This window comes from Dolichospermum flos-aquae CCAP 1403/13F (assembly GCF_012516395.1).
In the GTDB taxonomy this organism is placed as follows: Bacteria; Cyanobacteriota; Cyanobacteriia; order Cyanobacteriales; family Nostocaceae; genus Dolichospermum; species Dolichospermum lemmermannii.
Genome location: NZ_CP051206.1, coordinates 4362778 through 4387530, shown reverse-complemented (window position 1 = coordinate 4387530; position 24753 = coordinate 4362778). Strand labels below are relative to the sequence as shown.

The 24753-nt window shown below is 38.0% G+C and carries 15 protein-coding genes and 2 pseudogenes; 7 read left to right on the top strand and 10 right to left on the bottom strand.

Features of this window, described 5'->3' with window-relative positions; genetic code table 11:
- Positions 1-94: 94 nt before the first annotated feature.
- From HGD76_RS20930 to HGD76_RS20915, 4 genes are all read right to left on the bottom strand, one after another.
- Positions 95-1705, bottom strand: coding sequence for a hypothetical protein (locus HGD76_RS20930; protein WP_053538478.1), 1611 nt, complete (start codon positions 1703-1705; stop codon positions 95-97).
- 68 nt (positions 1706-1773) lie between these two features.
- Positions 1774-2664: a hypothetical protein gene (locus tag HGD76_RS20925; protein ID WP_168696919.1), complete on the bottom strand. Its 891-nt coding sequence runs from the start codon at positions 2662-2664 to the stop codon at positions 1774-1776.
- Positions 2648-4123 (bottom strand): AAA family ATPase, encoded by a 1476-nt coding sequence (locus HGD76_RS20920; RefSeq protein WP_168696918.1) that lies wholly within the window; start codon positions 4121-4123, stop codon positions 2648-2650. The genes HGD76_RS20925 and HGD76_RS20920 overlap by 17 nt, the downstream gene beginning before the upstream one ends.
- Positions 4124-4162: 39 nt before the next feature.
- The gene (locus HGD76_RS20915) at positions 4163-4420 is read right to left on the bottom strand and encodes an antitoxin family protein (protein WP_233466947.1); all 258 of its coding nucleotides are present in this window, start codon (positions 4418-4420) and stop codon (positions 4163-4165) included.
- Positions 4421-4676: 256 nt separating this feature from the next.
- Here HGD76_RS20915 and argZ point away from each other — a divergent pair.
- Both argZ and HGD76_RS20905 read left to right on the top strand, forming a co-directional pair.
- Positions 4677-6789 (top strand): annotated as a pseudogene (gene argZ, locus HGD76_RS20910) (bifunctional arginine dihydrolase/ornithine cyclodeaminase).
- An 87-nt stretch (positions 6790-6876) separates the two neighbouring features.
- A complete protein-coding gene (locus HGD76_RS20905) occupies positions 6877-7494 on the top strand; it encodes a hypothetical protein (RefSeq protein WP_168696917.1) in 618 nt (205 codons plus the stop codon).
- A gap of 42 nt (positions 7495-7536) precedes the next feature.
- Here the strand turns inward: HGD76_RS20905 and HGD76_RS20900 are convergent, their stop codons facing one another.
- Together HGD76_RS20900 and HGD76_RS20895 are read right to left on the bottom strand one after the other, a co-directional pair.
- Complete coding sequence (locus tag HGD76_RS20900) at positions 7537-8388, bottom strand: DUF4351 domain-containing protein (RefSeq protein WP_168696916.1); 852 nt, start codon at positions 8386-8388, stop codon at positions 7537-7539.
- A 685-nt stretch (positions 8389-9073) separates the two neighbouring features.
- A pseudogene (locus tag HGD76_RS20895) lies at positions 9074-11035 on the bottom strand (bifunctional serine/threonine-protein kinase/formylglycine-generating enzyme family protein).
- A gap of 108 nt (positions 11036-11143) precedes the next feature.
- Here HGD76_RS20895 and HGD76_RS20890 point away from each other — a divergent pair.
- Together HGD76_RS20890 and HGD76_RS20885 are read left to right on the top strand one after the other, a co-directional pair.
- On the top strand, positions 11144-11920 hold the full coding sequence (locus HGD76_RS20890) for a Uma2 family endonuclease (protein WP_168696915.1): 777 nt from the start codon (positions 11144-11146) through the stop codon (positions 11918-11920).
- 77 nt (positions 11921-11997) lie between these two features.
- Entirely contained in the window at positions 11998-12495 is a 498-nt protein-coding gene (locus tag HGD76_RS20885; RefSeq protein ID WP_168696914.1) for a DUF2085 domain-containing protein, read from the top strand.
- 79 nt (positions 12496-12574) lie between these two features.
- Here HGD76_RS20885 and HGD76_RS20880 read toward each other — a convergent pair whose 3' ends face one another.
- Positions 12575-13573, bottom strand: coding sequence for an N-acetylmuramoyl-L-alanine amidase (locus HGD76_RS20880; protein ID WP_168696913.1), 999 nt, complete (start codon positions 13571-13573; stop codon positions 12575-12577).
- A gap of 163 nt (positions 13574-13736) precedes the next feature.
- On the opposite strand from HGD76_RS20880, the gene bchH reads away from it, so the two are divergent.
- On the top strand, positions 13737-17429 hold the full coding sequence (bchH, locus tag HGD76_RS20875) for a magnesium chelatase subunit H (RefSeq protein WP_168696912.1): 3693 nt from the start codon (positions 13737-13739) through the stop codon (positions 17427-17429).
- 13 nt (positions 17430-17442) lie between these two features.
- Here the strand turns inward: bchH and HGD76_RS20870 are convergent, their stop codons facing one another.
- The 3 genes from HGD76_RS20870 to HGD76_RS20860 form a co-directional block, all read right to left on the bottom strand.
- Positions 17443-18648, bottom strand: coding sequence for an ABC transporter permease (locus HGD76_RS20870; RefSeq protein WP_015080050.1), 1206 nt, complete (start codon positions 18646-18648; stop codon positions 17443-17445).
- 131 nt (positions 18649-18779) lie between these two features.
- Entirely contained in the window at positions 18780-20102 is a 1323-nt protein-coding gene (locus tag HGD76_RS20865; RefSeq protein ID WP_168696911.1) for an efflux RND transporter periplasmic adaptor subunit, read from the bottom strand.
- A gap of 97 nt (positions 20103-20199) precedes the next feature.
- Positions 20200-22011, bottom strand: a complete 1812-nt coding sequence (locus HGD76_RS20860) for an ABC transporter ATP-binding protein (protein ID WP_168696910.1) — start codon at positions 22009-22011, stop codon at positions 20200-20202.
- A 995-nt stretch (positions 22012-23006) separates the two neighbouring features.
- Here HGD76_RS20860 and HGD76_RS20855 point away from each other — a divergent pair.
- Positions 23007-23378, top strand: a complete 372-nt coding sequence (locus HGD76_RS20855; RefSeq protein WP_168696909.1) for a hypothetical protein — start codon at positions 23007-23009, stop codon at positions 23376-23378.
- 193 nt (positions 23379-23571) lie between these two features.
- Positions 23572-24750 carry a TOMM precursor leader peptide-binding protein gene (locus HGD76_RS20850; RefSeq protein ID WP_168696908.1) on the top strand — a complete coding sequence of 393 codons (1179 nt, stop codon included), beginning with the start codon at positions 23572-23574 and terminating at the stop codon, positions 24748-24750.
- Positions 24751-24753: the final 3 nt, after the last annotated feature.

Genomic DNA, 24753 nt, shown 5'->3' with positions numbered 1-24753 from the left:
TAACAATGAATATGTCTCACGCAGAGGCGCAGAGGCGCAAAGAGTAAATATTACAAAGTAGGGGCGGGGTCTCCCCGCCCTCCATTGTATTGCTTTAATTTACAAGGTTGATGACATTAATATTTAAGCCTGTAACGCCACTCAAGATAGCTAGAGTTCTGTTACCAAAGATGATATCAGTATCGCCAGCCGTTTGATTCAATACTAAATTAGTGGCAGAAATACCAAGTGCTTTAGCACCAAAGATACTTATAGTATCAATACCTGTCTGAAAATCTAAAATCCTATTAGGAGTTTTAGGGAGTTCAAGAGTCACAATCTGGAAATTATCAGCGCCAGCACCACCACTGATTAAATTATTACCACCTGTTTGGATAAAGAAGGTGTCGTTACCATCACCACCCAAAGCGCGGTCATTACTACCCAAGAAAAAGGTATCATTACCAGCGCCACCGGACATCCGATTACCACCTTTACCATCAGTAGCATAAAAAGTATCATTACCTAAATCGCCAAAAGTGCGATCGCTTTTACTGACATCTATCACGTCATTACCACTACCTAAGAAGACGTTATTATCACTTGCATAGGTTTTGATAGCCAGATCAACTTTGTCATCACCAGCACCAGTAAATACAATATCTGCAACTGCTTCTAAATCTTTACCCGCAACCAAGTCATCGTTTCCAGTAGTTCCAGATACCAACTGATTTTCTGTAGGGAAAAAAGTTATCCCCACAGGACGTTCAAGAACCGGGTTTGTAGGAACTAAAACCTGAAATGGACTAACAACTGAACTACTCTCACTTTCATAGCTGAGAATAGCCCCCTGTGTAGTGCTAACATTAAAACCCACAGTGAGTAAATTACCATTAGGCGCAAAAGCAAGTCCGCCAATAAAATTATTACTGGGTGACTGACTAGTTGTATAATTTGTAGAAAGAGTATTGACTAAATTCCCAGTTTCCAAATCATAGCGTTGAATACCGTTAGCAAAATCACTCACATACAAATCATTATCTTCACCCACCGCTAAACCCAGCAAACTGACAAAGTTAAAACTATCAGGTGATGGTGTGGGAGTAGCAAAGACTGTGGGAGTTGTTCCCGCTGCTAGGGAGTCGTAACGTAAAACTTGACTAGACAAACCTGCGCTAAAATCAGCCTTAACCTCTCCAGTTTGAGGATTAACAGTGGCTACACTTCCTTGGGTGGTAACATAAAGACTATTTTTGATAAAGAGTAGCCCATTTGGTCCATTTAAGCTATCTTTTTTACCATTTCCTTGGGCAAAAACATCAATAAATGCCCCCGTTGCGCCATTATAGCGTAATATTTGGTCGGTTAAGAAGCTGGAAACGTAAAAATTACCATCTGATCCATAAGCAAGACCATAGGGACGAATTAAACCACCACTTTCATCTAAACTTGTATTGGGATTATCTCCCACAAATACATCAATAAAACTACCAGTTTGTCCGTCAAACCTCAATATAGAGGAACTGCCTTTTTTTGTACCACTGGCTATGTAAAGGTCACTTTTACCATCACCATTTCCGTCTGGTCCGAAGAGTAAGGTGTCAGGGTTATCAAGTCTACCCTTTTCGATAAATGTCCCCAGGGGACTGCCTGTATAGGCATCAAACATCAGAACGTTATTGCCTCTGGTGTTACCAACTAGAAACCGACTATTTTTGTTTTGCATATCTCTATAAAACTATCATGGGCTACCTCTGTAAGAATTTACCATGATATTACTGAAAAATAGGTAAATTAGTCATTAGACTCTGATATTTGATGATTTGAAAATTTTATTGCTAATCTATTTATTAAATTTAGTAATACTAATTCATCTTTGATTTTTTCTTTGTCTTCAGGTTCTTGCATATTAATTTCAGTAAATTTTGTATTCGATAATAAAGTTATATAATCTGTTTTATCTGGTAATAAATAATTAATATAAATCCCTTTTCTATCCCTCTTAATTACAAAATTTCTGGAATAATAGTCATCTTCTATACGTTTTGGTAATGCTATTTTTGTTAAAATCTCTTCAATCAATAAAGCCATTGATTCAGTAATTTCTTGATGATTATATTTGTCTGTTATTTTATTTGGCTTTGAAACATAAGGATATAACTCGGCTTTATGATCATATTGAATAGGTAAAATAATAAAACCATTTGCAGCTAACTCCGCTATTTTTTTAAATGGAATTTGTGAATTGTAGGGAGTTAATAAAATTCCTTGACATTTAATTTTGAATTTAGTTGGTAAATGATCAGATATTTCATTTTGTAAAATTTCTTTCAATTTTAAAACTTGTTCAATTCCATTTTCTAAAGAGTTGTGATTCTTTCCTTTCATTTCAATAATCGTGCAAATGCAAGAATTAGAATCAATATAAAGTGACATATAATCTGGACGCTTTAATGCTTGATTCTTGATTAAAGGATCACTTCTTCTATCTATTTCAAATAAAATACATATAGCTTGATTTTCAGAATCTAAAGTTATCCGAAAATGTACTCCACTTTCTTTAGGAACACTTCTTCCTGGTACTGTACAGAAAACTAGGAGATTTTCTAGAAAGTTAAAATTTTGCCAGTCAAGTTTATCTTTTTTGTCTTTGAGAATTTGAGCAAAATTATTCTTCTGTTTCATCTGCTTTTTCTCGTCCTGCTTCATAAATTTCAAAAAACTTTTGTTGAATATCTACAGCAACATCACTTAAAGTATCCCATCTAATGCCATAATCTGGATCATTTAATGAAACTAATTTATTATCTTTCATTTCATAAGCACTAACTTTATCAATAGGTAAAAATGCTCTTTCATCTTGAAGATATAAAGATGAAGATTGACGTTTTAATATTTCAGGATTTTCATGATTACCATTAACTAAATTATTCAGATGTGCCATAATATAGGGACTATGGGTAGTGAGTAAAATTCTCACACCAAGATTGACAAGAATAGATAATGCTTCCAGCAGCTTTGCTTGTGATTCTGGGTGTAAGTTCATCTCTGGTTCATCTATTACCAGAAAATGACCTTTACTTGCACGATATCTTAAATATAACAGTAATGGTGCAAGTTGTTTAATGGAAGAAGAAGCATTATATATATCAATTTCCAAACCTTTTTTAACTAAAACTTTTATTTCTTTTCCACCTAATTTAGTAGGTTTTAAATTAGTTTTATTTTTGTTTTGTAGCTGTTTTTCAATCTCATCTGCTAACTTCTGAAATTCATTTTTATTGCTGGAAGTTATTTTTACTGTTTTTTCAAGTTCTATCTCAGATAAAAAATCTAAGAAATCTTCTACTGGTTGTGGATAACGGATATCACCTTGTTCTTTTAGTAGTTCGAGTCGTTTTTCTGAACTACTACTAAATAATTCTCTTTGAGTTTGCTTAAGAAGTTTATAACGTCTATTTGCCAGCATTTTATAGGTATTTATAAACGCATTTCTTTCGGCAGGAAATGGAAAAACATCAGAAAAAAGTATTTTTTTTACAATCACTGTAAATAATAATTTTATTTTTTCATCGTTTTTTACATCATTTAAGAAATCCTCAAATAAATCAACGAAATTACCATCTATTATTATATTTTCTCCTATTCTTTCTTCACTATTTATCTTCAAAAATTCAAAAAACAACCTATTGTCTTCGCGATTAATTTTTAGAGAAGTTCCACCTATTACAATAAAAGATTCCCGTTGAGTTAATTGATTTATGGCATTTTCCACTTCTTGACGGGAAATTAATATTTCAAATGACGTTTGCAAAAAAAGCTTGCGACTTGAATCTTGAAAAAATGATTCTAAAGCACTTGCTTGAAAGTTTTTTGCTGCTTCTTCCGCATCTTTTACAAATAAATCAAGTAGATCATTATCTATTATCAAAGACCAATTACCTTCTCCTTGTTGAGTAACTCTTAATTTGCTGATTATAGCAAATGAGGCACTTAATATTGTACCAGCACACTGCCACAAACCGTAGGTAGAATAGGCAATATAGGTTTTATTTGAATTATTCGGTCCAATAATTACTGTCAGAGGACGCAAATCTAACTCTGTTTCTTGAATACTACCTAAATTTGAGAATTTGATTTTCATTTTTCGCCTATATTCCAAATAGAAAATACCATTTTAGTATTAACAGCGTTCATGCAGCATCTCCCGTGTGAAACGAGGTGCATTTAATGGAATCGGATTTTGTTGCATTCGTGAAATTAGAGATTTGAGAAACCGTTGTTTACTTTCTACATCGGAAATAGGAGGTGAAACCACAGAACTTGATTGAATGAGTAATTCCACCTTAGAACCTTCAGATAAATTACAGGCTGTTTCCAAAATGAATGTGCCGTTACGATAGATTGCTTTTAGTGTAGGGGGCATAATAGAAAACTTCATAATTTAATTATTGTAGAGCAAGTTAAGCCAATAATCAGAATCACCCATCAATTAACAAGTTAATATTGCATTCAAACACAACCATTTCTCTCCTACCTATCACATTGTCCCTAGCAGTAATAGAATAATACGATATCCTTGTAAAGCCTACCAAGAAGAGAAGGTAGAGGTTAAGTAGCAGATTTGACAGAATTGGATCACCAAAACTCTGTATCCAGAAGACATTAGTAGCATTTTAGAAGTTAGTAAGATTTTTATGGTTTCCCAAATTCGGTTTTTGATGTGCGCTCCTGACCATTATGATGTGGATTATGTGATTAATCCTTGGATGGAAGGGAATATTCATAAGTCCTCACGCGAATCGCGCCGTAGAGCAATGGAATAAATTATACAATGTCATTAAAAATCACGCCATTGTTGATTTAGTTGCCCCAGAGAAAGGTTGGCCTGATATGGTATTCAGTGCTAACGCGGGTTTAGTCCTCGGTGAAAATGTGGTTCTTAGCCGCTTTTTACATAAAGAACGCCAAGGTGAAGAACCGTATTTTCAACAGTGGTTTGAACAAAATGGTTTTAATGTTTACACACTTCCCAAAGACCTCCCCTTTGAAGGTGCTGGTGATGCACTCCTAGACCGAGAAGGACGCTGGTTGTGGGCTGGATATGGTTTCCGGTCAGAATTGGATTCTCACCCCTACCTGGCTAAATGGCTGGACATTGAGGTGATTTCTCTGCGCTTAATGGATGAGCGTTTTTATCACCTGGATACCTGCTTCTGTCCTTTGGCGAATGGTTATTTGCTGTATTATCCTGGCGCGTTTGATTCCTACTCCAACCGCGTGATTGAAATGCGCGTCGCACCGGAAAAGCGGATTGCTATTGAAGAAGCTGATGCTGTCAACTTTGCTTGTAATGCGGTGAATGTGGATAGCATCGTGATTATGAACAAAACGAGTGAGAATTTAAAATCACGGTTAGCGGAAGTTGGTTTCCAAGTTATTGAAACCCCGTTAACAGAATTTCTCAAAGCCGGTGGTGCGGCTAAATGCTTGACTTTGCGGGTAACAGAACCTATTGGCGAGGAAATTCACGCTAATGCTTCTGTAGAAAGTCGTGTCATTCGCATGGAAGGACACTTGCTAGATGCAGGTTTAATTAACCGCGCTTTAGATTTAATTGTGGAAATGGGGGGAAGTTTCCAAGTTCTCAAATTCAACTTGGGAGAACAACGTCAAAGTACATCTGCGGCTGAGGTGAGGGTATCTGCACCATCTCACGAAGTGATGGAAGAAATCATCTCCCAGTTGATTGATTTGGGTGCGGTTGATTTACCCCAAGACGAACGAGATACTAGATTAGAACCTGTGATCCAAGCGGGTGTTGCTCCTGATGATTTCTATGTCAGCACGATTTATCCTACTGAAATTCGTGTAAATGGAGAATGGCTGAAGGTGCAAAATCAACGCATGGATGGGGCGATCGCTATTTCCACAACTGCTAATGGTATAGTAGCAAAATGCAAACTCCTCCGTGATTTAGAAATCGGCGATAAAGTAGTTGTGGATGTTTTAGGTATTCGCACCGTTCGCAAAGCTGAATCACGCGAACAACGCAATTCCCAAGAGTTCAGCTTTATGTCTTCTGGAGTTTCCAGCGAGAGACGAGTGGAATTAGTCGTGGAACAGGTGGCTTGGGAGTTACGTAAAATTAAGGATAGCGGTGGTAAAGTAGTTGTCACGGCAGGTCCTGTGGTGATTCATACAGGTGGGGGTGAACATCTCTGTCGCTTAGTTCGAGAAGGCTATGTACAGGGTCTTTTAGGCGGAAATGCGATCGCTGTTCATGATATGGAACAAAACCTGCTGGGAACATCCCTGGGTGTGGATATGAAGCGGGGCGTGGCTGTGCGGGGTGGACATCGGCATCATTTGAAGGTAATTAACACTATCCGCCGTTTTGGTAGCATTGCGAAAGCTGTGGAAGCGGGAGTGGTGAAAAGTGGGGTGATGTATGAATGTGTGAAAAATAACATTCCCTTCTCCCTCGCTGGTTCAATTCGGGATGATGGACCTTTACCCGATACCCAAATGAACTTGATTTTAGCACAACAGGAGTATTCTAAAATCATTGAAGGTGCAGACATGATTTTGATGCTGTCTTCCATGCTGCATTCTATTGGGGTGGGAAATATGACTCCCGCAGGTGTGAAGATGGTTTGTGTGGACATTAACCCGGCTGTGGTGACAAAATTGAGCGATCGCGGTTCAATAGAATCTGTAGGTGTGGTGACTGATGTGGGTTTGTTCCTCAGTCTGTTAACTCAGCAATTGGATAAGTTGACTAGTCCTTATGTTGCTAATGTAGGATAAGGAATACATCCTTTAAGATTCTCAATCTTGTGGTGCGGGCATCTTGCCCGCTAACATTTCAATATAATTGTTATTGAGGTAGGAATTATGGGAAAAATACAAATAATTGACTCTAATCAATCCTACACCTTTGCTGATTATTTCAAATTGAATTATGAACCAGATGAAATTATAGAATATTTTGGCTATAGCTTTCAATCACAATCTCTTACCTTACCCACAACTCAACAAAACTTAGAAAGATTAACAGACCTAAAAAATCGTATTGAAGAAAGTTTACCCTATATTAGTTTAACCAGTGAAACCGCCAGGAGAGAATTTTTAATTGCTCCTGTAATTATGGAACTAATTCACTATACCCATGCTAAAGTTAAAGTAGAGTATGGGTTGAATATCAATAATCAATTAAAAGGAGTTGTTGATTATTATATTAAAGCTGACAATCAATTATTAGTTATTGAAGCTAAAAATGCCGATTTAGAAAGAGGAATTGTCCAATTAGCTGTAGAATTAATTGCCTTTGATAATTGGTCTCCTATTGATCATCCTATCCTGTATGGTGCAGTTTCTATTGGTAATATTTGGCAATTTGTAATTTTACATCGGGAATCAAAAGAAATTACTCAAGATTTAAACCTTTATCGTGTCCCCAATGATTTAGAAATTTTAATGAAAATTTTAGTAGCTTTAATGAAAAATTTGTAATTATCAAGTAGGTTGGGTTGCAAAACCCAACACCATAAATTATTAGTTTTGATGATCTTGTTGATTTAACCAAGTTACCAAATCAGCAACTTCAGAAATATTAAACAACGCCGCACCTAAATTTTCTAACTGTTCAACAGGTAAACCTTTGACTCTTTCAACTATTAAAGAATCAAGTTCCCCAAACCGTTGATTAAGTAAAAACAAACAAAATTTAATTTCTCCTTTTTGTTCTCCTCTTTGTTCTCCTATTCTTTCTCCCTTCTGCAAAATATCCTGATAAATGACTGACTCTTGCATAATATCCTCACTTAACAATTGACGAATAAAGTCTTTCTCAAATCGCAAACCTGCTAAAATCTCTGTGTAAGCTGCAATATCCTGTTTAGTCTCCCTATCTGCAATTTTAGCAACACTATTGGCAATCTGGGATAATAAGCCTTGAGGTGAATTTGTCTGTGTTAATGGTGCTAATGGTAATAATGCCAGATTATTGAGAAATAAGGCTGAATCTTGTTCCCACATTCTGATTACACGATAACGGTGTCTGGTTGTTTCGTTAACATATTCTTCAGTGAAAACAATTGGATCATTTGTTTCTTGTAAGAAAATCACTACTTGGGTTACAGGAACTTGATATGTACGGATTAATCTCACTGAATAATCTAACTCTCTAAAAGGAATTGGAGGTTTAGATTGTGGGTTGGTTTGAAATTCAATATGTAAAATCCGATTTTCTGTTTGTAAGAAGGTGACAAAATCAGCGCGAATTGGTTCTATACTCAATTCGGTTTTTAAGACTTTGATGGTTTTTGGTGCTTGGGGAAGCAACCATTTAGCAAAATCAAAGGGATATTTTTCTGCTAATAGTTTGCAAACGTTGTCAAAACTCATGAGATTATAAAATTAAATTGTCAGAATCAGGATATCCAGGATTTAAGGATTTCCAGGATGTTTGTTTGAGTTGTGTTTTTAGGGTTTAGAAATTTATGATTAAGGTTAATATATACGATTTTCAAACAGAAAATTCTCAAAATACAAATTACAAATACTCAATTTATTTAAAATAATTTAGGGATAGGGATATGGATATTACAAAAATCCTGATTCAGACAATATTCAGTTTCGCGCAAAGAAAGATGCAAAGCAGCAAAGACGCAAAGGAAAACCAGCAATTTATCAATAACATCCTGTAAATCCTTAAATCCTGGATATCCTGATTCTGACAATATTGAATATTCATTTTCACGCAAAGACGCAAAGGAAAACCAGCAATTTATCAATAACATCCTGTAAATCCTTAAATCCTGGATATCCTGATTCTGACAATATTGAATATTCATTTTCACGCAAAGACGCAAAGGAAAACCAGCAATTTATCAATAACATCCTGTAAATCCTTAAATCCTGGATATCCTGATTCTGACAATTTAAAAAATGTGTGATATCCTAAGTAAAGACACCACAATCGGCTTTGCTGTCGAAAGAAAAAATTTTATTTTTCCGCCTAACGGCGGGGGTTAAGAAGGGAAAAGAGAAAGAAAAGAAAAGGGCAAAAAAGCAAGAGTATAAAGTGGCACTAAGTCTTCATTGCGCTAGCACAAGCAATCCGAAAACCAATACCGTTGTAACCGATGCTTGAGTTGTTACGATCTGCTGATCTACAGTTTTCCGAATGATACTTCCAAGAACCGCCACGCAGCAGCTTCCGTTTGCTTTGTCTTGTTAAAGCACGACCATCTTTGGGCGTACCATAATAATTGTCTATATAATCATCCAAACACCACTCCCATACATTACCGTGCATATCATACAAACCAAAAGCGTTAGGAGGAAAAGAACCTACATCTGTGGTTTGTTTACGGTACTGGCCTTTTGGTGCAGAACCATAAGTGTAATTACCATTATAGTTTACCAAATCAGTAGTGATGCTTTCACCAAAATAAAATGGTGTAGTAGTTCCTGCCCTACAAGCATACTCCCATTCAGCTTCACTGGGTAATCTGTAGTTTTTTCCTGTCTTTTGGCTTAACCGTTGACAAAAAGTAACTGCATCATTCCAACTAACGCCTTCAACAGGACGATTATCACCTTTGAAAGCAGAAGGGTTAGTGCCTATGATAGCTTGATACTGTGCCTGTGTCAATTGATATTTCCCCATACAGAAACTAGGAACAGTAACTTGGTGTTGGGGACTTTCATCTGAACCTCTTTGTGCTTCACTTTTCGGTGAACCCATCATAAATGTTCCCCCTGGTATTTCCACCATTTCCAATGTCACACCACTTCCCAAATCTTCTGTGAAATATTTTGCACTTTCATTCCGTCGGTTGATAATATTTCCGGTTGCGTTAGTGCTGACCACTTCAAAACTAAAGGTTTTCAGGTTATTTGTAGAAGTTGTATTTTTAGGAGTTGATGTATTTTCAGGTGTTGGTGTATTTTCAGGAGTTGGTATATTTTCAGGTGTTGGTGTATCTGAAATTGAGGTTTGATTTTTCTTCCCAAAAAATAAATTTTGTCCCACAAATGCGACAGTTACACCACCTAAAAATAATCCTCCATAGATAAAACCGCGACGATTGATTGTAGTTGGAGAATTTCCCAAAGATTGATTTTTATTCCCCCCTGGAGATACAACAAATGTAGGAGAAATTTCTAAATCTTTGATGACCTCATCCGCAGATTGATAACGTTTTTGAATATCAACTTTCAACAACTTATCTAAAACTTGCCCCAATTCCTGACTCACAGAACCAGATAAATATTGTCGCCAATTATTCACCCAACTAAAACCATTTATTGTCCATAAATTAAAAGGATCAACCCCTGTTAATAAATGAAAACAAGTTGCACCTAAAGCAAATAAATCACTGGCTGGATAAGCTTCACCACCTTGTATTTGTTCCAATGGACTATACCCATAAGAACCTATTTGTGTTCCTATTTAGGTGTGAACTGTGGTAGTTAATTGTTTAGAAGCCCCAAAATCAATTAACACCAATTTACCATCACTTGATCGGCGCATGATATTTTGTGGTTTAATATCCCGATGAATAACCTGGCGCTCATGAATAAACTTTAAAGATGGTAATAAATCTAGTAATAATTCCCGAATTTGGGTTTCCTTGTATTTTCCCTTTTGTGCTAATTCATCTAATAAATTCTCCCCTTTAATAAACTGTTGTACCAAATAGAGAAAACCATTATCTTCAAAATAAGCAAACAGCGTTGGTATTTGTGGGTGTTCTCCTAAATCTTGTAAACGTTTAGCTTCTTCAATAAATAATTCTGTAGCTTTTTTTAAAGCGTAAGTTCCCGACTGTTTAGGTGCAAGTTGCTTGATTACACAAATTTCATTGAGTTTCTGGCTATCTTCCGCTAAATAGGTTCTCCCAAAACCACCTTCAGCAGAAAGCACCCGCAATACTCGAAAGCGATTGATTAATAATGGTATTAACGGGGTTCTGCAACTTTGACAGAACTTGTTATGATCAGGGTTGATAGGCTGGGAACAATCCGGGTTTAAGCAGCAGATCATAATCTGTGATAGATGACTGTATAACCTTTATAATACAATATTCAGTAATTCCGCGCTTCCTGTTCTCTGATATAATACTAAATAAACAACTGCAATCTTTTAAACAGTATGAGTGAAACCCTGGCTGATATTGCTATACCACCGCAGTTTCCTGATCATACTCAACTACCAGAGTCTGATGGTACTTTCGTGAAAAACTTTCAAGAACATCCTCAAAGTATAATTATCACAGATTCAATAATTCAAACTTTACAAAAGTTACATCCTGATGGACAATTTTGTATAGGTCAAGATTGTGGTATTTATTGGCGAGAAACAGAACCACCAGAAAAAGGTACAGTAGCACCAGATTGGTTTTATGTCCCTGATGTAGCACCACAATTAGCAGGTAAAATTCGTCGTTCCTATGTATTATGGCGGGAATATATTCCTCCATTAATTGCTATAGAATTAGCTAGTGGTAATGGTGAAGAAGAAAGAGATACAACTCCTCTACCGGGTTTAAAAGAAGGTGAAAAACCTGGTAAATTCTGGGTATACGAGCGCATTATCCGCATTCCCTACTATGCTATTTATGAAGTGAATAATAGCAAATTAGAAGTTTATCATTTGGTTGATTTTTCTTACCAAAAAATGCAGCCTAACGAACGCGGACATTATCCTATTGCGCCATTAGCTGTAGAATTGGGACTATGGCAAGGAAGTTACTTAAATAATCCTGAACAACTTTGGCTACGCTGGTGGGATTTAGATGGTAATTTGTTATTGGTAGGTCAGGAAGAAGCTCAATTACAAAAATTAAGGGCTGAAAAAGCAGAAGTTAAAGCTGCACAATTAGCAGCACGTTTACGGGCAATGGGGATAGATCCAAATGATGATTTATAATCATTTTGGGTATTTTCTACCCTATAATACTAATTGCAGAAAACGAACCGCAGAGGCGCAGAGGACACAGAGAGAATATGGAAAGGGTAGTTTTGTTAAGAGGGTTACAAGTTAATTGGGTGAGTTTTTTTGCGGATTTCCTATTAGCTGGGATGGTTTTTGGTCCCCCTATTGCACCTTTTTTGGCTGCTTCTGCTGTGTTTTTACTTCCGGGGATTGCGGACATTATTTACTTTATGGGTAATCATGTATGTCCGCAGCCTACTATGGGTTTGGAGTTATCTCCACCTTTTATTATGGCGGTTTGTATGCGCTGTTATGGAACGGTAACGGGATTATTAATTACGCGAATTTTGTATGGTTTAACTAATGGCAAAGGCGGTTTTTGGTTAAGTCAATATGGTTGGACTGGTGCGGCTTTTGCTAGTGTATTAATGATGGCTTATCCGTTGGAATTAGCAGCGCAGATTTTCGGTTTATGGGATTTTGATAATTATATTGTTACCCCTTTTGGTTTGATTACGGGTTTGGCTTGGGGTTTATTTGCTATGCCAATTTTGCATTTTCGCAGATAGGGAAGAGGGAGATTTACTCCCTATTTATCAGTAGTATTCTTTGAGGAATTAGGTATCAATAAATTAAATGAAAATTTATCTAACCTACCAATTTCTGCCAAGTAATTGCCCCAATAATACCATCAGCAGTTAAACCGTTTTGTTGTTGAAATTTCTTGATTGCTGCTTGTGTTTGTGGACCATAGATACCATCAGGATCAGCACCGACACGATATTGTAAATATCTGATAATTACACCACTAGTATGAGTCCCTTGCACAACTCGTTTAGCTAATATTTGATTGATAGCATCCCAAGTAGTATTACCTGCTATTCCTGTGGGTAAAACTCCCACAATTCTCTGAAATTTTTCCGTTGCGGAAGATGTAGCTTGTCCCATGCCATTATCTTCGACTAGGGGCTGATTATTTTTATCAGTAATTTTCAGCCGATTTAAAGCTTGTTGTAGTCTGAGAATGCTCTTATCTTTATTCTGTTCTTCATCTATAACAGTATTTACAGAAGCATTAGGAACAGGAACAGCAATAGGAATAGACACACCAGGAACAGGATTTACAGGAGTATTTGCTACTTTACCTGTTAAGCCGGCAACTATGGCATTAGCCATTGTTTCACCATCATATAGTTGTATATCTTTGGCAGAATCAATGAAGCAACATTCTATAAGAATTCCTGGCATATTTGTTCTTCTGAGAACATACAAATGTGAGCCACTTTTAACACCACGATTAAAAAAGCCCAATTTGACAATTTCATCTAATACTTTTTGGGCAACTTTTTTGCCAGCGTCGCTAATAGCAAATACTTCTGTTCCATTAGCTTGTCCATTAAAAGCATTAAAATGAATAGATACAAAAATATCTACTCGGTTACTATTGGCTTTTTCGCACCGGCTACCTAAAGATTGATTTACTGTCCTGGCACTATTCGGTTTACAGGCAATTACTGTATGTCCTAAATTTTCTAATTTAGCTATAACCTTATTACCCACTTCCATTGTTAACTTATTTTCGGATTTAATTCCCTCTGCACCACTATCAGGAGGGCAATTGTGACCAATATCAATACCGAATTTCATTTGTATCTCCTTAATTGACTTTTTTACTATGCCAAGAGTCTGCTACTGGTTAATATAGTTCCAAAAAGCATAGACATTATTTTAATCTCTAGGTAGAGATTCCCCCATTAATCTCCAAAAATGTTTAAGATCAATGTAAAGAAATATTTCGTAGCAAAAGCGCATGAAACGCATTGTCTTGATTGCTGGGTTTGAATCGTTTAACGCGGACTTGTACCGAAAAGCGGCTGATTTGGCTAATTCCCGGTGTCCAGAGTTGGATATTCGAGTATTTAGCGATCGCAATATTACCACCAATAGCACGGAAGTAGCAGCGGCACTTAAAAACGCAGATGTATTCTTTGGTAGCTTACTCTTTGATTATGACCAAGTTGTATGGTTGCGGGAGCGTGTCGCTAACATCCCTATCCGGCTCATTTTCGAGTCAGCACTGGAATTAATGAGTTTAACCAAAATAGGAGCATTTGCGATTGGTGACAAACCCGCAGGAATGCCCAAACCCATTAAATTCATCCTGGACAAATTCAGCAACGGTAAAGAAGAAGACAAACTTGCCGGTTATATCAGTTTCCTGAAAATCGGACCAAAGTTATTAAAATTCATCCCCGTCCAAAAAGTCCAAGACCTTCGTAACTGGTTAATTATCTATGGTTACTGGAACGCCGGCGGTTCAGAAAACGTCGCTTCCCTATTTTGGACAATTGCGGAAAAATACTTAGATTTAAAAGTTGGAGATATACCCCCACCCATGGAAACCCCCGATATGGGGTTATTACATCCTGATTATCAAGGATTTTTTACATCACCCAAAGCATACTTAGAATGGTATCAAAGAAGGAGTCAGGAGTCAGGAGTCAGGAGTCAGGAGAAAGAAAGGAATAAAATTACCCAGTCCCCAATTATCGGTATTTTACTTTACCGAAAGCACGTCATCACCAAATTGCCCTATATTCCCCAACTAATCCGCTATTTTGAAAAAGCGGGTTTGACTCCCTTACCCATCTTTATCAACGGTGTAGAGGGACACGTAGCCGTCAGAGATTGGATGACCAGCGACTACGAAACCCAAGAACGTCAAAGAGGTAAAATTGCAACCCTTTCCCTTTCCGCAGAATCGGTAAAAATTGATGCCATAGTTTCTACCATTGGTTTTCCCCTGGTTGGTGGTCCGGCTGGTTCAATGGAGGCCGGAAGACAGGTGGAAGTAGCTAAACGCATTCTCACAGCTAAAAATGTCCCGTATATCGTCGCTGCACCCTTATTAATTCAAGATATTCATTCTTGGACAAGGCAAGGCGTAGGCGGTCTGCAAAGTGTTGTCTTATATGCTTTACCAGAATTAGACGGCGCAATTGATACAATTCCTCTCGGTGGATTAGTGGGGGAACAAATTTATTTAGTTCCTGAACGAATACAGCGATTAACTAATAGAGTTAAAAGCTGGATTTCCCTGCGCCAAAAACCTATTTCTCAACGGAAAATTGCCATTATTTTATATGGTTTTCCCCCTGGTTATGGTGCTGTAGGAACTGCTGCATTATTAAACGTTCCTCGCAGTTTAATTAAATTACTTCATGCACTGAAAGCACAGGGTTATACAGTTGGTGAAATTCCCGAAGATGGTGAAGAATTAATTCGCCAAATTAAAGCAGCAGATGAAATTAATCCCCTGGGAGAAAATAACATAAAAGACATCACAACTGTTAATGCTAGAACATTAGAAAAATGGTTAGGCTATCTTTTTACATCTCGCATTGAAAAACAATGGAAATATCTGACTGGTAGCGGCATTAAAACCTATGGAGACGAGTTTAATATTGGTGGTGTACAATTAGGAAATGTGTGGATAGGTGTCCAGCCACCTTTGGGAATTCAAGGAGATCCCATGCGGTTAATGTTTGAAAGAGATCTAACCCCCCATCCTCAATATGCAGCTTATTATAAATGGTTACAAAACGATTTTCAAGCTGATGCTATTGTTCATTTTGGAATGCACGGAACTGTTGAATGGTTGCCAGGTTCACCATTAGGAAATACTGGTTATTCTTGGTCTGATATTCTCTTAGGAAATCTGCCCAATCTCTACATTTATGCCGCAAATAATCCTTCAGAATCAATTTTAGCCAAACGTCGCGGTTATGGCGTGTTAATTTCTCACAATGTCCCTCCCTATGGACGCGCTGGTTTGTATAAGGAATTGGTAAATATCCGCGATTTAATTGCAGAATATCGAGAAGATCCAGAAAAGAATTATCTGTTAAAAGAAGGCATTTGTAAAAAGATAGTTGATACTGGTTTGGAGGTGGATTGTCCTTTTGATGATGCGAAAAGGTTGGGTATTCCCTTTACGCCGGAAAATGTGAGGATGTTTAGTAATCACGCTTTTGATCATTATTTGGTGAAGTTGTATGAGTATCTCCAAGTTCTCGAAAATCGTCTTTTTTCTTCTGGTTTACATACTTTAGGTGAAGCACCAAATCAGGAGGAGTTAACTGGTTATTTGGATGCTTATTTTGGAAACGAACCACAGAGGCACAGAGAACACAGAGAGGAGGAGGAAATTACAAGGTTATTAAATCAATCTACTGATGAGTTAACTAATCTTTTAAGGGGTTTAAATGGTGAGTTTATTCCTCCTGCACCTGGTGGGGATTTGTTAAGGGATGGTGCTGGGGTGTTACCTACGGGTAGGAATATTCATGCTTTAGATCCTTATAGAATGCCTTCTCCTGCTGCTTTTGCACGGGGTAAGGAAATTGCTAAGAAAATTATTTCTCAGTCTTTAGATGAAAATAAGAAATATCCCGAAACTGTAGCAGTTTTATTATGGGGTTTGGATGCTATTAAGACTAAGGGTGAATCTTTGGGAATTCTCTTGGAATTGGTGGGTGCTGAACCTGTAAAGGAGGGAACTGGACGCATTGTTAGATATGATTTAAAACCTCTTGCTGATGTTGGACATCCGCGCATTGATGTGTTAGCAAATCTATCGGGTATTTTCCGGGATAGTTTTGTGAATATCATTGAATTGTTAGATGATTTATTTCAACGGGCTGCGGAAATTGATGAACTGGAGGAAATGAATTTTATTAGAAAACACGCTTTGATTTTAAAAGCCCAAGGTGTGGAAAATTCTTCCGCAAGATTGTTTTCTAATCCCTCTGGTGATTTTGGTTCTTTGGTTAATGATAGAGTTGTTGATGGTAATTGGGAATCTGGAGAAGAGTTGGGGGATACTTGGGAAAGTCGCAATGTTTTTAGTTATGGTAGAAATGATAAAGGACAAGCTAGACCAGAAATATTGCAGACATTATTAAAAACTAGCGATCGCATTGTTCAAGAAATAGATTCGGTAGAATATGGTTTAACTGATATTCAGGAATATTATGCCAATACGGGAGGTTTGAAAAAAGCTGCCGAAAAGCAAAGTGGAAAAAAAGTACAGGCCAGTTTTGTCGAAAGTTTTTCTAAAGACACCACACCCCGCAATTTAGATGATTTATTGCGAATGGAATACCGAACTAAGTTATTAAATCCCAAATGGGCTGACGCAATGGCTAATCAAGGTTCTGGTGGTGCTTTTGAAATTTCCCAACGCATGACGGCTTTAATTGGTTGGGGTGGTACTGCTGATTTTCAAGATGATTGGGTTTATGATCAAGCCGCAGAAACTTATGCTTTAGATCCAGAAATGGCGGAAAAATTACGCAAGGCCAATCCTGAAGCTTTTAGAAATATTGTGGGGAGAATGTTGGAAGCATCGGGACGCGGTTTATGGCAAGCTGATGGAGATAAGTTGGATAAGTTGCGAAAGTTATATGATTTGACTGATGAGGAATTGGAAGGAGTGACCTAAAAAATCTCAATAATCACCCACTTCTTAGGGCAACAATTGGGTCTAACATTGCTGCTTGTCGGGCTGGAAATACACCAAAAATCAAGCCTATACTCCCGGATATTCCCACGGCGACAACAATCGCATATAGAGGAAATTGAGGAGTCAAAGGCGTGAAGAAGGCTAACGGCATAGTTCCCCCAACTCCTACAATTATGCCCAGCAGACAGCCAGAGAGAGAGAGAATAATTGCCTCAATTAAAAATTGCGCTAAAATATCATTCTGAGTTGCCCCAACTGCCTTACGCAACCCAATTTCTTGAGTACGTTCAGTCACAGAAACTAACATAATATTCATAATACCAATGCCACCCACTAACAAAGAAATAGCCGCAATTAAAGCTAATAATAATGACAAAACACCAGTTACCTGAACTACCAATTCTTGAAACTTCTTATTAGCAAAAACAGCCACATCTTTTTTCCCATGTAGTCGAGCCAGAATATTAGTAATTTGAAAACCTGCGGCGCGAATACTATCTCTATTTTTGGCAGTCACTAAAATATAACTGAGAGGAATATCAGATATTGATCTGCGTCCCACTAACCTATTAGCAAATGTTGTGAGGGGAACAATAGCAGTTTGATCAGAATTCTCCCCACCAAATGCACCCTTTGATTGCAATAAACCAATCACTTGAAACGATATATTATTAATGAGAACTTCTTGCCCTACAGGATTTTCATCGCCGAAAAGTTTCCGACTAGTTTCTGCACCCAAAACAGTAACTTGAGCCTGTTCTTGCTGTTGTATTTGGTTAAACATTCTGCCAGTGACAAGAGTAAGATTCTGCACAGCAAGCAAATCAAAGGTAGTGCCTTTAACAGTTGTTGATGTTAACTTGTTATTAAAACTAATTGACATTTTTTGCTCATCTATAGGCGCAACTTTGCTCACACTAGGAACTTGAGCTTTAATTGCTTCTGCATCTGATAACACCAATTGAGCATCAGGAAATTTCATGCCTTCATCATCTTCAAAAGTGCTATATACCGTCAGTTGATTTGCTCCAAACGCCTCAAGTTTACCCAACACAAGATTCTGTGCGCCCTGCCCAATCCCAATCATACTAATAACTGAAGCATTGCCAATAATTATTCCCAACATAGTTAGTCCGCTACGAAGTTTATTAGCAGCGAGAGTAGCAAAAGCCATGTTCACACTTTCTAACAAATTCATAATTCATAATCCCTTCCCAGCATAAAATTACTTAATTTCTTCCTTCCTTCTTTCTTCTTCCTTCTTTCTTCGTGTTCTTCGCTCCTTCGTGGTTCATTTAATCAATATTCTTCCAGTAAAAAGAGAGTAGGCTAAGATCCAGTAACACGATCAATACCATCAATTAATTGATTAGCTGGTGGTTGAATAAAAACCCGTTCACCTTCGGAAAGTCCGCCTAAAATTTGGGTTTTATCACCAGAAGTAATTCCTACCTGTATCGGATGAAATTTTGCTTGATTATCTTTATCTGGTAACAGTACACCCACCTGCCCTCCCTTCCCAGAAACCACCGCAGCCGAAGGAATAACCAAGGCATTGCGAATGTCATTCACCAAAAAAGTTAACTTCACATTTAGCCCTACCTTGAGTTTATCTTGACCCGTTGCCAAAGCAATCTTGACTCGCATAAAAGTGACATTTTCTTCCTTAACTCCTCTAGGAGCAATCAAACGGACTTTCCCTTGAAAAACTTGATCAGGAAAAGCATCAAGGCGAATTTCTACAGGCTGATTTTTCTGAATTTGCGCCATATTCACTTCGGGAACTTTAGCTTCTATTTCCAAACCACTGGATAATTCAGCAATGGAGGCACTAGTTCCCCCTTCATTGGTAGAAACAGAAGTATTTGGAGTTACGAAGTCCCCCGCTTGGGCAAAACGTCGGGTAATTAAGCCAGCAAAAGGGGCGCGAATGAAAGTATTTTCTAACTGATTTTCGTAAAATTGTAATTGGGCAGTTGCTTGAGCTACTTCAGCACCAGCTTTGGTAATTTCCTCAGTTTGATAACCGGAAAGTAGTTTTTTCACTTGTTGTTGGGCAGATATCAGACTAAATTTAGCTTGTTGTAAGTTATCCCTAGCGCTTTTTTCCTCGTTCAAGACGGCATCTAAATCATCACGGGATACTGCTCCTTGAGATGTAGGATATTGCCTGCGCTTGACTCGTTGAGAGGCTAATGCCAAGCGAGATTGAGCTTCCCTCACTTGCGCCGTGTACTTACGCACATCAGCTTGAGCTATGGCAATTTCTTCCGGTCTGTAACCCTTACGCTTTTCTTGTAATTCGGCTTTTGCCTTCCATAACAGTGCTCGATACTGATTCACCTGGGCTTGAAAGGCTTGACGCTCCATTTCTGCGATTAATTGTCCTTTTTGGACAGAACTACCTTCATCTACATAGAGTTTGGCAATTCGACCGGCTTCTCTTGGGCTAATATTAATTTTGCGAACTGGTTGGACAACTCCATTGGTTTTGATTTTAATGTTTAAGTTGCTGGTAGTGACAGGGACTGTTAAATCTGTAATATCATTTTTGCTGGGTTGATACCAATGGCTGAAGTAAGCAATACCCATTCCAGATAAACCAAATGCAGTCAGCCCAATGAGCCAAGGAATCGGATTTTTGATGTTCATGACTGATGGAATAACGAACCACAGAGGCGCAGAGGACACAGAGAAATGAGAGTGGAAGATGATTTCTGCGTAAGTCCTAGAATTAAGTTTTTTTGTATTACACTCCGTACTGTTCTACCTGCATATTCCAAAGCGCGGTATATTCTCCTCCCAGTTGTAAAAGTTCTTGATGAGTACCATCCTCAATTAAATGACCATCTTTGAGGACTAAAATCCGGTCAGCCATTCGCACCGAGGCTAATCTGTGGGTAATCAGAATGGTGGTTTTGCCTTCCGCTAGTTCCACAAAACGCAGGTAAAAATCACACTCGCTGCGGGGGTCAAGGGCTGCGGTAGGTTCATCTAAAAGTAGTAGTTGGGCTTCTTTGCGAACAAAAGCACGAGCTAGAGCTAATTTTTGCCACTGTCCTCCAGAAAGTTCTGTACCGCCAAACTGTTTACCCAATTGTGTATCTTCCCCACTGGGAAAATCATCAACTAGTTTGACGATATCGGCTTTTTCTACTGCATATCTAAGAATCTCTCGATGTTCTAACGCTGCTAAATTTCCTAATGCAATATTTTCTCCCAGGGTGAGTGCGTAATGGCCAAAGTCTTGAAAAACCCCCGCAATTTGCTGCCGCCACTGTTCTAAATTTAAATCTCTAAGGTCTATCCCATCAACGATAATCCGTCCTGTGGTGGGGTCGTAAAGCCTGGTTAATAGTTTGACTAGAGTGGTTTTACCTGCGCCATTTTCGCCAACTATGGCGACTGTTTGTCCTGGGTAAAGGGTAAAAGAAATGTCCTTGAGTGCTAATCTACCATCTGGATAGTGAAAATCAACTTGCTCAAAAGTAATACCTGCACGAATCGGAGTGGGGATTTTTTCTCCGGGTATGTTCAATACCATGGGGGTAGGACTGTCGAGAAAGTTGAAAAACTGCTGCATATAAATAATATTCTCGAACAAATCCAACCAATGACTGACAAATCTTTCTAAACTATTCTGGAAGTAAGTTAATGATTGTACGAACAGAAGTACACTTCCTGGGCTTAACAGTCCTCTAAAAGCTTGCTTGACTACCCAATAGAAAGAAAACCCGTTTCCTAATGTACTCAAAATAGCTAAACTAGATGACCAAAATGCTTGTTTACCTCGCAAATGACCCATGGATTGATGTAAAGATTGAAATGCTTGTCCGTAAAGCTGCATAAAAAATGCACCTAGCTGAAATAATCTAACTTCTTTGGCATAGGTGTCAGTCAGCATTAAAGAGGTGTAATACTGCATTTTTCGGGCTTGAGGACTGTTTTCAAATAAAGTGATCCAAATCTCTCTACCATATTGCGAAGAAACTACTATTTGGGGTATAGTAGCGATCGCAATTACCAATGGTATCCAAAAAGCCAGGGGAATTAATAGCCCAATTACTACGATTAAAGTAATCAATGAGCGACTTAATTCTACCAAGTTCTCAACTAAGTTTAAGGGTTTATAGCTAACTTGTTGTTGCAGAATTTGTAACTCATCATAAAATTCAGCATCTTCAAAACGGCTCAAGTCGGCAAAACTATCAGCTTTTCGCATTAATAATAAACTAATATGAGCCGCTAATTTATCATTGAGATTTCCTTGAAGTGCCAATATCCAAGGATAGAGAAGGTTTTCTAATAGCAAAGCTCCCACCCATGCTGCTACCAAATACCACAAAATTGAATCATCTAATGCTTGACCAGTTGTTAAGGCTGTAGCCACAGTATCTACTACCAGTTTGGTAATCCAAACACTAACCCCAGGAAGAAACCCTTGCAATAAAGTCACAGCAATTAAAAACACCATTTCTTGAGGTGCTGCTGTCCATAATAAGGGTAAAGAACGAAATAAAATTCTAGTGTAGTCTCCAAACCAAACTCTTAAATCGCTCATTAATTAAACCTGAATTTTTATAAAGGGTTAGATAATTCTCTGATTTCCAAAAGTTTGATATTTTCTGAGTAATAACTAGACTTATCACTTGGGAGAGTTTATTTTTCAAGAATAAAATATGCAGTGATCAAATTTTATCCTTTTCCAACTTAACCAGCAATCAGTCGCTGCAAAGTTGATCAGGAATTTTTTCGGATTCTGCTATCTATTACTTTAATATTCTACTTTTGAAAAATTTTGTTCTCCACTTCTTAGGGATGAATATTTCAAAAATTTTCAAATGTCTGTTGTTCAGAATTTTCACGGATATCAAAACAGCCTAGAACCAATATAACCTTGATCATTAAAGGATGATCAGATATTTGATTTGCTATTTTTAGATAAATCCTGAAAAGTAATCAAGTCTGATAACCTTACTAAAGGAGTAATTATAGAGAAATAGAGCTACGCTTTTCAATCGGTCATAAGCATTATTTTAAATTCGCTTTAACTATAAAATTATTCTCTGTTACAAGAATTTTCATTCACCATTAGCACAATTTCATAAATTGATTCCTCCTCTATCAAGAGATAAAATAATACTACTTAAGAAAGAAGAAAATTATCTAGAAAAAGATATTCTTGTAAGAATCGGATAAGCAAACAAAGACATAATTGGCGACCCTGAAAAGAGCAATTTTCATAAAAGACAAGGTTTCACAGAATATAAATCCCATCTGATAGTTCCCCACACTAATCAGAAAGTGGTTTTGCTCTTTTGTGGACTAATACCGCAGGGCGGAATTAAAAATTAACAATTAAAAATTAAAAAAGCAGATTGTATAAGCTTTTCATGAATCTTTAATGGTTAGTTGACTTACACCGTTGTGGACTAGTGTAATTTTGAAGAATTTGTGAAAACTGGTTGATTTAAAAACATCATTCCAGCTTTTTATCAACTCAAATAGAGATTTGCAACCAGGTTATTAAATTTAAGTTGAAAGGAGTAGGTGACAATGCTTGCAGAAAAAACACTCGACCAACCAATATATGTAGAAATGCGTTTGGTAGATCAAGCAGACAAACTAGAAAGACTTCTGTTGTCTGAGGAGGAAATAGCAGCTTTAGAAAAATTAGCAATGTCGGGAGAATTCGACTCTGAAATCACTCAAAGATGGTTTGCTAATTGCGGTGGCTGTGGTGGTGGTGGCTGCGGCGGTTGCGGTGGCTGTCGAGGCTGTCGAGGCTGTCGAGGCTGTGGTGGCTGCGGCTGTCGAGGCTGTGGTGGTTGTAGACCTTGCGGTGGCTGTGGTGGTTGTAGATTTGCCGACCATGGGACAGCATCAAATTTGATGGGAGATATTGATGAGCTTGGATTTGGATACTAACTAAACCTGAAGACAGAATAGGGATTTAGTAATTTGATCAACCGAGTTTCTTGAGGTTAAAATCATCAAATTCGTCCAAAAAAATCAACAGAAACCCTGTTTTTATTCAATATTTTCGGTTGTCAGAAACAGGGTTTTTAATTTTTTTGATCGCTATTTATAGCAGGATTAAACCTTGGCAATAATAAAGTCTATGAAATTAAATGATGGTCAGCGGCTCCGACTACTAGAACACGTTGTTATTAACGTGATGCCGGCAGATTGCAGTGGCGAAGAAAGTATGATATTTAATACAACACGACGAACCCTGAGAGTCCATGGTCAAGCTCTGCATAATGTGGAAAATATTGTTTTACCTTTACTAGATGGCTCTCGCACCATAGGAGAAATCCGCAATGCAATTGGCGAACAATTGACAGATTCTTCCCTAAATCAATGTTTAGAGTTTTTGATGGACAATCGCTTAGTAGAAGAGTCTCTAGAAAATACAAATGATTTAGATAGTCGTGCTTATTTACTTCCTCAAATCAGCCTTTATCATGAATTAGGCTTTGACCAAAAAGATGCTCGAAAAAACTTAGCCAATGCGAGAATTGCTGTTTTTGGACTGGGAGGTTCGGGACTGATAGCAGCAATTAACCTAGCTACTGCTGGGATTGGTTTTGTCCGTTTGTGTGATGATGCCTGTATCCTGCCGGCGGATTCCCTGATGATGTCAGGTTCGGGATTGAATAAAATTGGCACTTTTCGGAGTGTGGAAGCAGCGCGACAGATTGAGTCCATTGGCGGAATCACTGAGGCTGAGATTGTCACAGATGGTTTAAATGACGACGCAACCATCAATTCTTTGCTGGAGGACGTTGACCTGGTAATTGTCGCTACTGATGCCGTATCTGTGAATCTAGCCTATCGTCTGAACAGACTATGCTTGAAGATGCAGCGCCCATTGCTACCGGGTGGAGCGGCTGGGGTGGAGGGAACTGTCGGTCCGTTGGTTTTTTCCCAGGACAAACCCTGTTATCTATGCTATCGGATGCGGTCTATGGCTTGTTCCAAGTTTCCAGAGGCAGAATTGGCGGTTGAACAGTTGCTCAACCGAGAACGGCGTTCTCAACCACGGCTACGGGAAAATTTACCGATAGGTCAGATGTTGGTGGGTAGCTATTTAGCTCTTGAGGCTGTGAAAATGATGCTCGGTTTGGCGATCGCTACTGACGGAAAACTACTACATATAGACTTACTTGGCACAAAACTTACTCATAACGTTGTCCTCAAAAAACCAGGTTGTCCCCATTGTTCAACACAGAAAGGGAACACTTCGACAAGCTCAGTGCATCGCAGGGAAGAGGGAACAGGGAACGGAAAAAGATAGGAG